The following is a 13912-nucleotide window of genomic DNA, read 5'->3' as shown; positions in this document are numbered from 1 at the left end:
GATTGTTAGAATAGAGTAACAACAAAATAAGGAGTTGAGAACTATGCATGTATTTTCAAAGGAAAAACACAGTGAAACAGCTGCAATACAAATTAAGGGATTGCATAAAACTTTTGGTGACTATAAAGCCTTAAATAATTTGTCCCTAGAGGTAAAACGAGGTGAAATCTATGGTTTTCTAGGTTTGAATGGTGCTGGAAAGACAACTACCATAAAAACCTTGTTAGGTATGCTCAAACCAACGGCTGGTGAGCTTTACATGTTAGACGAAAAAGTCCATGCTGGAAACTATAAATTATGGAATAAGGTTGGATATTTGGAAGAAGCTACTTTTTATCCTGACTTAACCACAATAGAAAATCTTGATATAGCCCGCCGTATGCAAAAAGTATCTGATAAGGAGTCCATAAATCAAGTTATCAATAAACTTGGACTTGAACCTTATAAAAATAAAAAAGCCAAACATCTTTCTTTAGGAAATAAGCAACGTTTAGGACTGGCAAAGGCTATAATACACAATCCAGAAATTCTTATACTGGATGAGCCTATAAACGGTCTTGACCCTGCGGGAGTTGCAGAAATACGGAACATGCTATATGATTTAGCAAAAAATAATGACGTAACTATTTTTATATCCAGTCATTTATTAGAAGAACTTTCAAAAGTTGCTACACGTATTGGAATTATCCATAATGGTTGCCTTATCAAAGAAATTGAGATGGATAATCTTGAGCAATCGTTACAGAAGAGCTTGGTGATAGATGGACATGATACAAATGCCATAAAGACTGTGCTCAAAGATCATTCCTATGAATTTGAGGAAACAAAGGATGGACCCTTGAAATTAAGTGATAACCGAGCAGTAGAGAGTCCCGAACAGTTAGCAGAGTTGCTAGTTACATCGAATCAGCCACCCACTCTACTTCGAGTAATTACAGAGGATTTGGAAGGCTATTTTCTTCGTACAATTGGTAAAGTAAGGGGGAATCAATGATGAATATTTTTTCTGTTTTATATTGTGAAATTCGTAAGGTTTGTCGCTCAAAAGTGTTTTGGCTGGTATTTCTTGTTTTTGCCCTTGCTCCAATAATGATGGGAATTGGAACTATTTCATCCAGTGGACCCAATGAAAGTAGTTGGCAAATGTATTTATCACAGTTGCTTAACAGTCTTTCTGGGCTGGGACTTATAGGATATACATTTAGTGCCGCATGGGTATTTGGGCGGGAATATACAGATAATACAATTCAAGATTTACTTGTGAAGCCCGTATCCAGGGGAAATATAGTAATGTCAAAGATGTTAGTTATATTAACATGGGACATATTACTTTCAATCTATATGTTTGCTATCGCCCTCTCTATAGGAGGATTTATGGGTCTTACCGGCTGGTCATCTGCACTTATTATGAATATCTTCATAAGATTTTTTATAACATCGTTATTGTTCATTATTGTTTCCACTCCTGGTGCATTTTTAGCCAATGTAAGCAAAGGATATTTAGCTCCAATTGGGCTCATATTAATAATTGTTATTTTCTCAAGTGTGCTAGCTTCTATGGGCTTTGCATCATATTTTCCATGGACAATACCTTCGGTATTTTTAGGTAGTGGATTCCTTAGCTTTAGCAGCATACTTATTCTTATTTCTACGGGAATAGCTGGGATAGCTGGAACTTTTGTTTGGTGGAGATTTGCCGAACAACAGTAGCTGATAATAAAAAAAGATGGGAGCTCAATCTTGAACTCCCATCTTTTTTATCTATAAAATTCACATCAATTTAAAGCTAATTTATTCTAGTAGTTTCCTTGTGCTATCATTGCTTCTGCTACTTTCTTAAATCCAGCAATATTAGCTCCTGCTACTAAGTTATATCCTAATCCATATTCTTTAGATGCTTGCATAGCATTGTTATGAATATTGATCATTATTTGATGAAGCTTTTCATCTACTTCTTCTGTAGTCCAAGATAATCTCATACTATTTTGAGACATTTCTAATGCTGAAGTAGCAACTCCACCAGCATTTGCTGCTTTACCAGGACCAACAATAACTCCATTATCCATTAGATAGTCAAGTGCATCATTAGTACATGGCATATTTGACGCTTCAGTTACAAACTTAATTCCATTTTCCACAATTTTCTTAGCATCTTCTAAATGAATTTCATTTTGAGTAGCACATGGCATTATTATATCCACTTTTGTTCCCCATGGCTTTTCTCCAGCGAAGAACTCTACACCAAACTTGTCAGCATAGTCTTGAACTTTATCTCTACCTGAACCACGCATTTCAAGCATATAATCTATCTTTTCTCCAGAAATTCCATCTGGATCATATATATATCCATCTGGTCCTGAAAGTGTAACTACTTTACCACCTAATTCAGTAATCTTTTGAGCAGCACCCCATGCAACATTACCAAAACCTGATAATGCAACTGTTTTACCTTCAAAAGTTTCACCTTCATGCTTAAGAATTTCATTACAGAAGTAAGTTGCTCCAAATCCTGTAGCTTCTGGTCTAATTAAACTACCACCATAAGTTAATCCCTTACCTGTAAGCACTCCATTTTCAAATGCACCTCTTAATCTTCTATATTAACCATAAAGATATCCAATTTCTCTTCCACCTACACCAATATCTCCAGCAGGCACGTCAACATCTGGACCGATATGTCTATATAACTCTGTCATGAAACTTTGACAGAATCTCATGATTTCAGCATCTGATCTTCCTCTTGGGTCAAAGTCAGAACCACCTTTACCTCCACCAATTGGTAGACCAGTTAATGAGTTCTTAAATATTTGCTCAAATCCTAAGAATTTAATAATTCCTGTGTAAACTGAAGGATGGAATCTAAGTCCTCCCTTATAAGGTCCGATAGCTCCATTAAATTGAATTCTCATTCCACGGTTAACTTGTACATTACCTTCATCGTCAACCCATGGTACTCTGAATAGTATTTGTCTTTCTGGTTCACACATTCTTTCTAGTAGATTTGCATTAATGTACTCTGGATGTTTTTCAATAACTGGTTCTAAAGACTTAAGTACTTCTTCAACAGCTTGTAAAAACTCAGGTTCATTTGCATTTCTTGCTTTAACTTTTTCAAATACCTCTTGGATATAAGACACTTTAAAAGCCCCCTCTTAATTTAATATACTTTATTTAATATATTTTCCACTACAAAATAGAGTTTGTTAAAAATTTAACTTTACCTATCCAAAGAAAAGGTTTTCCTATAACAAAACCTAATTTGTTTAGTGAATTAGAAAACAAATTAACACTAGTGAAAACAACTTATTATCTTGTCTTTCACTTTATACTGGCATTATAACATACCAATTTTCCTTTGTAAACACATATTACGTTTTTATCATTTTTTTTACAAATATATCGACGGCTAAAATATTTAATGCTGTCATACTCTCAACCTCTGTAATTATCTGCCTTTGAGCTTTTTGAGCAATCATGATTATTGATTTGCCATAAATTACCTCTATATCTAATTGAATCCTTATTCCATTTTCTTGATTTTTTACGTAAATATTACTGATACGAGTGATTTCAGTCACTTTAGTAGTAGCATGTTTTGTTAAATCTTTAACAACTTTTGGAGATATTATATATTTACCAAAATAGCTAAACGTAGGCCTTACAACTGTTTTTTCAAAATAATCTTCTTTTCGTGATTCTCTTTTCTTAAAAATTCTCAAAGTATCAATAAAATATCCTGAGAAATCTTTTTTCACTTCAAAGGTTGGAACAGGTATAACATGCTTACCTTCTTTATTCCTATATTCATGTGCTAATTTTATTTCCTCATCAGTGGAAACATCACTTATATAGATTGTTTTAGTAATTTGTGGCAATTCTAAGTTTTCAGCTATTCTCCTTACCATTTTGTCTGATGTCCCTAATATTAATATTCCACTTGGCTTTATTTTATTAATAGCAGTTTTTGTCTCTTCTTTATGACTTTTATTCATAAATAAAGCTCTTTTTACCGCTGATACCGTAGAGTTTTCTCTCTTGGCAGATTTGCCTGCAATGATTTTTGTGCCGCTAATAAATAGTCCATCATCTATTATATAATTTATATTCCTTTCTTTGGCAATCATCATTGCTTTATAACTTTTCCCAGTACCACTCTTGCCTACTAAAGCCATAATTTCCATTAGTATTCCTCCAAAATTGCATTTATATTATCATTCTAACATATAATTTAAAATTAATGCACTAGTAATTAATGCAAATAAAAAGACATCTAGTGTTAATTAGTTCACTAAATGTCCTTAATCTTTCCCTTTAATCCCATTAATCATCTAAATCGTTATCTTCTATCAGATAACTTAGAGTAAATAAACTCTCATTTAAATGAACATTCTCTACCATTACATGATCTGGTACCTTTAAATCAGCTTCAGCAAAATTCCAAATTCCTTTTATACCTTTATTTACCATCAAATCAGCTACAGCTTGTGCACTCCCAGTTGGAGTTGTTATTATGCCAACCTCCACATTATTTTCTTCAATAAATCTTTCTAAAGAACTAACGTCCCTAATTTCTAGGTCTCCTATTCTTAGTCCAATCATCTTCGCACTCTTGTCAAAAAAAGTTAAAAGGTTTAATCCTGCTTCTTGCAATCCACCATAATTTCCTATAGCTTGACCTAAGTTACCAGCACCAACTATCACTGCATTATATGATTTATTAAGTCCTAATATTTTGCTTAATTGATTATGTAACTCACTTACATTATATCCATATCCTTGTTGTCCAAATCCTCCAAAGTTGTTTAAATCTTGTCTTATCTGGGATGCAGTAAATCCCGTTAATCTACTTAACTCAGAAGATGAAACTTTATTAATATCCTTAGATAATAAATCTCTTAAATACCTGTAATATTTTGGTAATCTTCTTACTACTGCCATAGAAACATTATCTCTTTTTCTCATATTCTATCCCTCACTTATATCCCTATAATAAATACTAAATTACGGGGTTATTATATCATATTGTTAAATAAATGTCAATCTTCTGACATTTCAGAATCTAGTGTCCCTTAATAATTATACATTAAATCATGTCTAATGTACATAATTGGTGACATTTACGATCTCTTTTCGTTATATTTTATCAAATTATCTAGTATTGTACAACATACTCCTTATATTTTGCCTAAATTGCAGTATATTTATTACAGAAATATGTCAATGGTTTCATTTACACTACTTTTCTGCTAAAATTATATTATATGATGTAAGTTTAGAAGGAGGAAGAAATCATGATAGTACTATCATGTAATAATATATCCAAAAGCTATATTGTTGATAAAATAATAGATAATATTACATTTGCGATAAATGATGGTGAAAAAGTAGCATTAGTTGGTCTTAATGGGTCTGGTAAATCCACTTTATTTAATATATTGGCAGGAGAGCTATCCAAGGATTCAGGTGATATTTATATTGCTAAGGATTGTCGAATAGGACATCTTAGACAAGATACACAGATTGAAAGTGAAAAAACTATCTATGACGAAACTCTTGAGGTTTTTCAATTTCTAATAGATATGGAAGATAAACTAAGATCTTTAGAAAAACAAATAAGTAAGGAAGGTGAAAAAGCTTCTTCCCAAAAGCTTGAAAGCCTTATGGAAGAGTATTCTCATCTATCTGAAGAATTCGCTAATAAAAATGGATATGGCTATAAAAGTGAAATAAGAGGCGTCTTAAAAGGTTTAGGTTTTGATGAAGAACAATTCGACCAACCTATTTATCAGCTTAGTGGTGGTCAAAAAGCGAGGGTTGCCTTAGCTAAACTACTATTAAAGAAACCTGATCTTCTACTCTTAGATGAGCCAACCAACCATTTAGATATACAAGCCATTAACTGGTTAGAAAAATTTATAAAAGAATATAAAGGAGCTTGCTTAATTATTTCTCATGATAGATATTTTCTAGATGCAATAGTTAATAAAGTTTTCTATTTAGAAAATACAGAGCTAAAAAAATACAATGGAAACTATACTGTGTTTATGACAAAAAGAAAAGAAGAAAGAGAACTTCAAGCAAAAAAATATGAGGAACAACAAAAAGAAATCTCTAGGCAAGAGGAAATCATTAGACGATTTATGTCCTATGGCGGGCAGAGATACGTTAGACAAGCACAAAGCAGACAGAAGATGTTGGAAAAAATGAAGCGTGTGGATAGGCCTGACTCTTTAAGGAACAAAGCCAAAATCAGATTTGAGCCTAAGGTAAAGAGTGGTAATGAAGTGCTGATGGTAGATGATTTACAAAAATCCTTTGATGATTTTCAATTATTTCAAGATTTATTTCTTAGAATCTATCGAGGTGAGCGAGTTGGACTTATTGGTCCTAACGGTATTGGAAAGTCTACTCTATTTAAAATATTGATGAAGGAAATTACTGATTATGAAGGTGATTTTGAACTTGGACATCATGTTAATGTTGGATATTATGACCAAGAACAATCAAATTTAAATTCTGAGAAAACTATAGTGGATGAAATATGGGACGAAAATCCTTCTATGGATCACTATAAAATTAGAACACTTCTAGCACAGTTTTTATTCTATGGAGATGATATTTTTAAAGAAATTGGCGATTTAAGTGGTGGAGAAAAAAGTAGGATTGCATTATTAAAGCTTATGCTATCTAATGCTAATTTTCTATTAATGGACGAACCTACTAACCATCTAGATATAGATTCAAAGGAAGTACTTGAGGATGCCCTATTAAATTACGATGGAACTTTATTTATAATTTCCCATGATAGATATTTCTTAAATAAGGTGGCCAACAAAATTTTAGAATTCTCCAAAGATGGTATCAGTGAATATCTCGGTAATTACAACTATTATTTAGAGAAAAAGAACGAACTCTCATATAATGAGGAAGATGATGGGCCTACAATTACCAAAACAGAATTAAAAGCTCTTCGTAAAAAAGAGAAAGAAAAGAAAAAGGAAGAAAAACAAAAGAAAAAAGCTATTGACAATCTTGAAGCAAAAATAAATGATGCGGAAATTAAGATAAAAGAACTTGAGGAGCTCATGTGTCAACCAGAAATATACTCTGATCCTGAAAAAAGCAAAGAGATACACCAGGAAAACAAAGAATTAAAAGTTAGTTTAGAAAATATGTTTGAAAAGTGGGTTGAGCTAACAGGAGATATATAATATCTCTAGATAGCTTCAACCTTTACCTTTGTTTTATCTTCAATATCATAGAGGCTATTTCCCTTTAAGTCTTTTTCTAAATAATCAAAGGGTTTAGATGATATTATTATTAAGTCTGGTACATTATTTTCTTTTATCTCATTAATCTCTTTTATGAAATCTTCTACTAATAGAAGCCCTGCCGATTTAATTGACCCTCCAAAATATGTATTTTTTACTACTTTAACACTTAACATTCCGGACTTTATTTCTTCATCAAGGAGCTTTTCCATAACATCAATTCCTATTTCAGAAGTTAATACTATAGGATTCTTAGCTCTATTTCTTCTAATTACTTCAAGGATTTCTTCCCTTGTATCACTAGATATGTCGTAGAGCATAACAAATTCTGGAGAAGTATTTTTTCCTTTAGTCATGTATATTTCTATGTTATCAATATTGCCACTACATAACCTTTTAATTTTTAAAGTAGGATTTTTTGAGCGAAATATATAATTAAAACAATCTACTCTAGTTTTTGGCTCATAGTCGTTGACTTTATAGATAATGTCTCCTGCTCTTATACCTGAGTTATGGGCTATTCCTCCTTCAATTATTCCTTCTACCACTGGTTTTAAATTTGTAATGATTGGAGGTTCCAATAATATTGTTGCTCCTACTTCCTGCTGAATTTTGCTTATAAATTTATCTAATTCTTTTCTTAACTCAAAAAAGTTAAATTTAATCACAGACCCCTTAGCAAATCCTGGTGTTAACAACCTAATTGTTTTACAATTATTATTATCTAAAAATAGTATAGTTTCATAAATATCCTTATATCCAACCTCCATAGGCATGGCAACAATACTTCCATGAAAACATATATTATATTTAGATAATAATTTTACTCCTTCTATTGCTCTTTTAGGATTCCTATCCCCTTGTAATAATTGTCGTCCAGGTTCACTGGCCGAATTTAAGGAAATATTCAATTCAATAGGCTCAAATTCTTTTAAAATTTTTATCTTTTCCTCAGTAAGACCTGTACCATTAGTAGTTATTTCAATGGTCTCCTTTTTGAATGGTTTACGAATAATCCTTAATATGTCTAGAATATCTCTTCTTAAAAAAGGTTCCCCTTCAACTATTCTAGTTGCAGATTCTCCTATAATTATTTTTCTACCTGGATTTAAAAAACTAACCATAACCTCTATGTCTTCAATAGATATTTGGGGAAGCTTGTATACATTCAAATCTTGTGAATTAAATTTATGACTACAGAATATACAGTTAGTATTACAAGCAGAAGTTATAGGTAATATATTATGGGTCTGAATAGTATGAAGTATTATATCTTTTCTTGCTATATTCATTTTTGTATCATCCTTTAATTTATTGTTTGATCAAAATTTGTGACTTTATGTCAACAGTGGCCATTGTAAAATATCCACAAATTAATAGTTTTAGTTTGTAAAAAATCATAGTTTTCCCAAATAATTAACAAAATATACACATAATCCACAGCTTTATCCACATTTTTATCCCTACTTATAATGGGACTTCTATATTTTTTCCACATTATCCACAAATTCTATGAATAATATATATTATTTTTGTGGACAAGTTGTTACTAAAATTGTGTAAAGTTTTTGTAAAATACTGTCATATGATTTTACATAATGTCAATTACATAATGTAGTACTATCCTAATTTCAGATTTGGCACTCCATTTAGTTCAAGATTAGCTCTCTCACCTCTTAGGTAATTATAATAGGCTACGGACGCTATCATTGCAGCATTATCTGTACATAAAATTTTTGCAGGATATTTAAAGTCAAATCCCTCTTGATTACATTTTTCTTTCATTAAGCTTCTTAACCCTTCATTAGCTGCTACTCCACCAGCAATCGCTATAGTTTTTGCCCCTTTTGATTTAGCTGCCTTTATAGTTTTATTTACTAACACTTCTATTACTGACTGTTGAAAGCTAGCCGCCACATCTTCTACTATTATTTCTTGACCCTTTTGCTTAGAATTGTTCAGATAGTTAAGTACTGCAGATTTTAGACCACTAAAACTGAAGTCAAAGCTTCCTTCTTCCAAGTAGGCTCTTGGAAAATCAATTGCTTCCTTATCTCCTTTTTTAGCTAATTTATCAATCAATGGTCCTCCTGGATATCCAAGATTTAATGACCTTGCTACTTTATCAAAAGCTTCTCCTGCAGCATCATCTCTAGTTTTTCCTAAGATGTCATATTTGCCATAATCCTCAACATACACTAAATGAGTGTGTCCACCAGATACTATTAGAGTAATAAAAGGTGGTTCTAAGCTTTTATCCTCAATAAAATTAGCATATATATGTCCTTCAATGTGATTCACTCCTACCAATGGAAGATTTCTACCAAAAGCTATAGCTTTTGCACTAGAAATTCCCACTAATAAGGCTCCTACCAATCCTGGCCCATATGTAATTCCAACCACATCTATATTATCAAATGTCATATTAGCCTCATCAAGAGCATCTTGTATTATTATATTTATATTTTCAATATGTTTTCTTGAAGCGACCTCTGGCACAACTCCTCCAAATTTTTTATGAACATCTATTTGTGATGCGATAATATTCGATAAAACCTCCCTGCCATTTTTCACAATTGCCACAGAAGTTTCGTCACAAGATGTTTCAATAGCTAATACAGTTATATCCTTTTGCTTCGTCATATTATTCCCTCCATATATATTATAACTATATTATAACCTATTAGACTTATAAAATCAGCACCACATGCTAATCATGCAGTGCTGATTCTATGTATGTCTAAAATATTTTTCAACATCTTGTGCCGGTAAAGGCTTACTAAATAGATAGCCTTGGCCTACATCACAGTTATTTTCTGATAAAAATTGCAACTGTTCATTTGTCTCAATTCCTTCAGCTACAACTGTTATATCTAATTTATGAGCTAACTGAATTATAGAATTTGCTATAGCTTCATCATCTTTTTCATTAGTTACGTTATTAACAAATCCTCTATCCATTTTTAAAACATCAATAGGTAATTTCTTTAGATAGTTTAGAGAAGAGAAACCAATACCAAAATCATCTAATGCTATTTTAATGCCCAATTCTTTCATATTATTTAATACCTTAATAGAATTATCTATATTGTCCATAGCAGCAGTTTCAGTAATCTCAAGCTCTACCTCTTCATATGAAATCCCTTCCCTTTTAATAATTCCACTGACTTTTTCTACTAAATTGTTCCTATGAAAACACTTACTTGATAGATTAATTCCCATTTTTATTGGTATATATCCTTGCTTTTCCCACTCTTTTTTTTGTTTAATAGCATTTTCAAGTACCCATTCAGTTATATCATCTATAATCCCCGATTCTTCAGCGAATGGTATAAATTTATCAGGAGGAATTAACCCTTTCTTAGGATGTATCCATCTCACTAATGCCTCCACCCCAGTTACAAATCCAGTCTTTAAATCAATTTGAGGTTGATAGTGCAATTGAAATTCTTTATTATTTATTGCATATCTTAATTCTCTATCTAGCTCTACATAATCTTCCATTTCATTTTGCATCCATGTTGTAAAAAAAGTATATTGTGAGTTTTTATATTCCTTAGACTTAAACATAGCAACATCTGCATTCTTAAGCAATGTATTTATATCCTGTCCATGCTCTGGAAAAACTGCTACTCCAATACTTAATGAAACAAAAAACTCGTAGCCATTCACTAAAAATGGTTTTCTAAATAAATCTAAGATTTCATTAATTTTAATTGTAATATCTTCTGAACTTGATACATTAGTTAAAATTATGGCGAACTCATCACCGCCAATGCGTGCAACAATATCAGGTTTATTAATATGTGTAGATAATTGGTTACCTACATACTTTAAAAAAGTATCTCCTGAATCATGACCTAATGTATCATTTATATGCTTAAAGTTATCTAAATCTATGTATAACAAGGCTAATTTAGCCTCTTGATCTTCTTTTTCGGATAAAATCCCATTCAACTCAATATTTAATAGGTTTTTATTTGGTAGTCCAGTCAATTCATCATAATGAGCTAAATAGTATAGCTGCTCTTCAACTTGCTCTTGTTTAGTTATATCCATGCCCATAGATACTAAAATGACTTTGCTATCATCATTTATTAAGCTGTAATTCCAAAGCACATCAATTCTTTCCCCATTCTTACATATCAACTGTTTTTTTACCTTTGATATTAATTTATTACTCTTCATCTTGTCGAAATTATCTATGATAATTTCTCTTTCCTCTTCTGGAATGATTTTGTCAATCCATTTCTTCCCAGCAAGTTCTTCTTTACTGAATCCAGTTATCTCTTGAGCAAATTTGTTAAACTCAAATAGATTCATGTCTAAATCCCACATTATAGTAATCATTGATGCATTGTCTAGTATTTTACTATTTATATTTTTTTCTTTTCTTTCAATGTTCTTTATCATAACTAAGTTTCTCTTTAGTATAATAAATATGGCCAGTCCAGATGCCAACATTAAAAAATAATCTTTATATCTCACCACTTTATCAAGCACTAATTGATTACCTATAATATAGTGTAATAAATTATCTGTTAATGCAATCCATATTATCCCTACAACTATATATCCTAAAGAAATTTTTAACTCCCTTTTATATTTGCTAGCTTGTACCCATAATTTTTTTATTTGTTTAAGGACAAGATTATTTTTTTTGTTTTTTGCTGTATTTGTTTGTTTTGATATCCCCATCATTTTCATCCCTCTTATAAGTCTAGATTATTTACTTTTCTTGTTCTTTTTTTATGTATTCAACAATTAAATTATCAAGGCACTGACTCAATAGAAGTATTTCATTGGAAATAATCTCTTGGTTTTCATCCTTCAATTTATTATTAAGATTTTCCCTTTTTACTTCAATTTCCTCAATCAAGTTTTTTAATTTACTTTTCTTATCAAAAGATCCCTTATAATTCTTATTATTCATTTCTCCTCCTAGGTTACTTGTCTTTTTATTTACTACACACTTTTAAATCTATACATCTAAAATGTTATTATCAACAAAAGTAAAAAGTATGTTTATCCTTAATGTAAGGCATAATCATACTCTTACTTTTTTGTTAACAAAGCTAAAGAGTTATATTGTAAATTCTTTAATCCTTTCATTTAGCTCGTTTGTCATCTCATGAAGGATTTTATTTTTATTGTTTATATCCTTAGTTTTATGTGTTGTTTCAGTTATATTGGATGATATTTCTTGAATATTTGCACTGCTTTGCTCTACAGAAGCTGAAACTGATTCAACTGCACATTCCATTTCTTCCATGGATGCAAAAACTTGTTGACTTGTTACTGAAATCTCTTCTACTAACATATTAATTGATTTGGAATCTTCAATATATTTGTTTCCAAATTCCATTATCTTACTATAGTTGTTTGATACATCCTCATCTATATATTTCAATATTTCCTTTGCATTTTCCGATAAATCTAGCATAACATCATTAATATCTTTAGTTACTAGTTCTATATTACCGTTGGTCTCTGACACCTGCTCTGCAAGCTTTCTTACTTCTTCTGCCACAACAGCGAATCCTTTACCATGTTCACCTGCTCTAGCTGATTCTATGGCTGCATTTAAAGCTAATAAGTTTATTTGCTCTGATATCTGTTCAATCTGAGAAGTCATTTTTTCAATTTCAGAAGTAACCTTGCTTCTCTCAATGGATTTAAGTATTTTCCCATGAATTTCTTTATATAATTCATTAGCATTATTAATATCTTCTTTCGTAGTTTCTTTTAGTCTATTAGCTCTAATATCAATTTCATTTGATAAATTACTGCCTTCCTGTGCTTTTTCAGATAACATTTTGGTAATTGAAGTAACTTCCTTAATAGCTGAGTTTACTTCTTCAATAGCAGCACTGCTTTCTTCCATAGCTCCAGCAAATTCTTGAACATATCCATGATTTGTTTCTGAATTTGACTCTATATCATCTAAAAGATTATATATTTCGTTACTAGCTCCTTGAATATTATCTGAATTACTCAAAATTCCTTCTATAAGAAGTCTTAAATTACCCACAGACTCATTTAAACTCTCTCCTAGTAGTCCTAATTCATCTTTACTTTTTATATCTGTTTTATAAGTCAGATTATTATTACTCAAATTAATTCCTAGATCTGTCAATTGCTTAAGTGGTTTTCTTAAAAATATCCTTATAAATATGGCAGAGCCAATTGATACTACTAATATTCCAATACCTAATGATACTATATCTAGTGCTAAATCATTAGAGAATAATGATGTTAGTAATTTTAATAAGCTAGCTTCAATCACACCACTTAGAAAAAATATTGCTACTGTAATAATAGTTAATTTCTTATGCAAGTTTAACTTTACTCTCTTTTTAAATATTTCCCTAGTTAATTTATTACTTTTTTCTTTTATAGTAGTTTCCATGCCATACCCCCATATAAAATTTCTAACCTTTTTTCATCCATCCACCCACATATATTTAATGCATTTAATTGTTTAGAAATAATCACCTCCGCTTTCCAACCACTATAATGTGTTGCAAAATTATTCGCAATATTCTAAGTGATACCTATGATTGCCAGATTGATTGCTGGACTGTAAATTTTTTGTTTTTATTGACAGTTACATTCATGTAACAAAATACTAAAAATGTTAC

12 protein-coding genes are annotated in these 13912 nt (G+C 31.0%); 3 read left to right on the top strand and 9 right to left on the bottom strand.

Annotated features, from left to right (window positions below; genetic code table 11):
• Window positions 1–43 precede the first annotated feature (43 nt).
• A complete protein-coding gene (locus JMO20_RS17695; protein ID WP_202711048.1) occupies window positions 44–994 on the top strand; it encodes an ABC transporter ATP-binding protein in 951 nt (316 codons plus the stop codon).
• Window positions 994–1710, top strand: coding sequence for an ABC transporter permease (locus tag JMO20_RS17690; protein ID WP_202711047.1), 717 nt, complete (start codon window positions 994–996; stop codon window positions 1708–1710). The genes JMO20_RS17695 and JMO20_RS17690 overlap by 1 nt, the downstream gene beginning before the upstream one ends.
• A gap of 86 nt (window positions 1711–1796) precedes the next feature.
• Here JMO20_RS17690 and JMO20_RS20825 read toward each other — a convergent pair whose 3' ends face one another.
• The 4 genes from JMO20_RS20825 to JMO20_RS17675 all read right to left on the bottom strand — a co-directional run bounded on the left by JMO20_RS20825 (window position 1797) and on the right by JMO20_RS17675 (window position 4962).
• Complete coding sequence (locus tag JMO20_RS20825) at window positions 1797–2567, bottom strand: dehydrogenase family protein (RefSeq protein ID WP_341534056.1); 771 nt, start codon at window positions 2565–2567, stop codon at window positions 1797–1799.
• A gap of 33 nt (window positions 2568–2600) precedes the next feature.
• The gene (locus JMO20_RS20820) at window positions 2601–3137 is read right to left on the bottom strand and encodes a Glu/Leu/Phe/Val dehydrogenase dimerization domain-containing protein (RefSeq protein ID WP_341534055.1); all 537 of its coding nucleotides are present in this window, start codon (window positions 3135–3137) and stop codon (window positions 2601–2603) included.
• Window positions 3138–3368: 231 nt separating this feature from the next.
• Entirely contained in the window at window positions 3369–4181 is an 813-nt protein-coding gene (locus JMO20_RS17680; protein WP_202711046.1) for an Asp23/Gls24 family envelope stress response protein, read from the bottom strand.
• 139 nt (window positions 4182–4320) lie between these two features.
• Window positions 4321–4962, bottom strand: coding sequence for a redox-sensing transcriptional repressor Rex (locus JMO20_RS17675; protein ID WP_202711045.1), 642 nt, complete (start codon window positions 4960–4962; stop codon window positions 4321–4323).
• Between the two features lie 329 nt (window positions 4963–5291).
• Between JMO20_RS17675 and JMO20_RS17670 the strand changes: the two genes are divergently transcribed.
• Entirely contained in the window at window positions 5292–7211 is a 1920-nt protein-coding gene (locus JMO20_RS17670) for an ABC-F family ATP-binding cassette domain-containing protein (RefSeq protein ID WP_202711044.1), read from the top strand.
• A gap of 5 nt (window positions 7212–7216) precedes the next feature.
• Here JMO20_RS17670 and JMO20_RS17665 read toward each other — a convergent pair whose 3' ends face one another.
• From JMO20_RS17665 to JMO20_RS17645, 5 genes are all read right to left on the bottom strand, one after another.
• Window positions 7217–8563, bottom strand: a complete 1347-nt coding sequence (locus tag JMO20_RS17665) for a DUF512 domain-containing protein (protein ID WP_202711043.1) — start codon at window positions 8561–8563, stop codon at window positions 7217–7219.
• A gap of 328 nt (window positions 8564–8891) precedes the next feature.
• Window positions 8892–9914, bottom strand: a complete 1023-nt coding sequence (tsaD, locus tag JMO20_RS17660; RefSeq protein ID WP_202711042.1) for a tRNA (adenosine(37)-N6)-threonylcarbamoyltransferase complex transferase subunit TsaD — start codon at window positions 9912–9914, stop codon at window positions 8892–8894.
• A gap of 87 nt (window positions 9915–10001) precedes the next feature.
• Complete coding sequence (locus JMO20_RS17655; RefSeq protein ID WP_202711041.1) at window positions 10002–11972, bottom strand: EAL domain-containing protein; 1971 nt, start codon at window positions 11970–11972, stop codon at window positions 10002–10004.
• Between the two features lie 28 nt (window positions 11973–12000).
• Window positions 12001–12204 carry an aspartyl-phosphate phosphatase Spo0E family protein gene (locus JMO20_RS17650; RefSeq protein ID WP_202711040.1) on the bottom strand — a complete coding sequence of 68 codons (204 nt, stop codon included), beginning with the start codon at window positions 12202–12204 and terminating at the stop codon, window positions 12001–12003.
• Between the two features lie 150 nt (window positions 12205–12354).
• Complete coding sequence (locus JMO20_RS17645) at window positions 12355–13680, bottom strand: methyl-accepting chemotaxis protein (protein WP_202711039.1); 1326 nt, start codon at window positions 13678–13680, stop codon at window positions 12355–12357.
• Window positions 13681–13912 lie beyond the last annotated feature (232 nt).

Source organism: Sporosalibacterium faouarense (assembly GCF_016765695.1).
Taxonomy (GTDB): Bacteria; Bacillota; Clostridia; order Tissierellales; family VENL01; genus Sporosalibacterium; species Sporosalibacterium faouarense.
Note: the sequence above shows the minus strand (reverse complement) of the source record. Positions and strands in the feature narration are given on the sequence as shown.

Bases quoted from the DNA above. Each gene is read 5' to 3' on its own strand.
- JMO20_RS17695 (WP_202711048.1), top strand. From the start codon at position 44: ATGCATGTATTTTCAAAGGAAAAACACAGTGAAACAGCTGCAATACAA.
- JMO20_RS17690 (WP_202711047.1), top strand. From the start codon at position 994: ATGAATATTTTTTCTGTTTTATATTGTGAAATTCGTAAGGTTTGTCGC.
- JMO20_RS17680 (WP_202711046.1), bottom strand. From the start codon at position 4,181: ATGGAAATTATGGCTTTAGTAGGCAAGAGTGGTACTGGGAAAAGTTAT.
- JMO20_RS17675 (WP_202711045.1), bottom strand. From the start codon at position 4,962: ATGAGAAAAAGAGATAATGTTTCTATGGCAGTAGTAAGAAGATTACCA.
- JMO20_RS17670 (WP_202711044.1), top strand. From the start codon at position 5,292: ATGATAGTACTATCATGTAATAATATATCCAAAAGCTATATTGTTGAT.
- JMO20_RS17665 (WP_202711043.1), bottom strand. From the start codon at position 8,563: ATGAATATAGCAAGAAAAGATATAATACTTCATACTATTCAGACCCAT.
- tsaD (WP_202711042.1), bottom strand. From the start codon at position 9,914: ATGACGAAGCAAAAGGATATAACTGTATTAGCTATTGAAACATCTTGT.
- JMO20_RS17655 (WP_202711041.1), bottom strand. From the start codon at position 11,972: ATGATGGGGATATCAAAACAAACAAATACAGCAAAAAACAAAAAAAAT.
- JMO20_RS17650 (WP_202711040.1), bottom strand. From the start codon at position 12,204: ATGAATAATAAGAATTATAAGGGATCTTTTGATAAGAAAAGTAAATTA.
- JMO20_RS17645 (WP_202711039.1), bottom strand. From the start codon at position 13,680: ATGGAAACTACTATAAAAGAAAAAAGTAATAAATTAACTAGGGAAATA.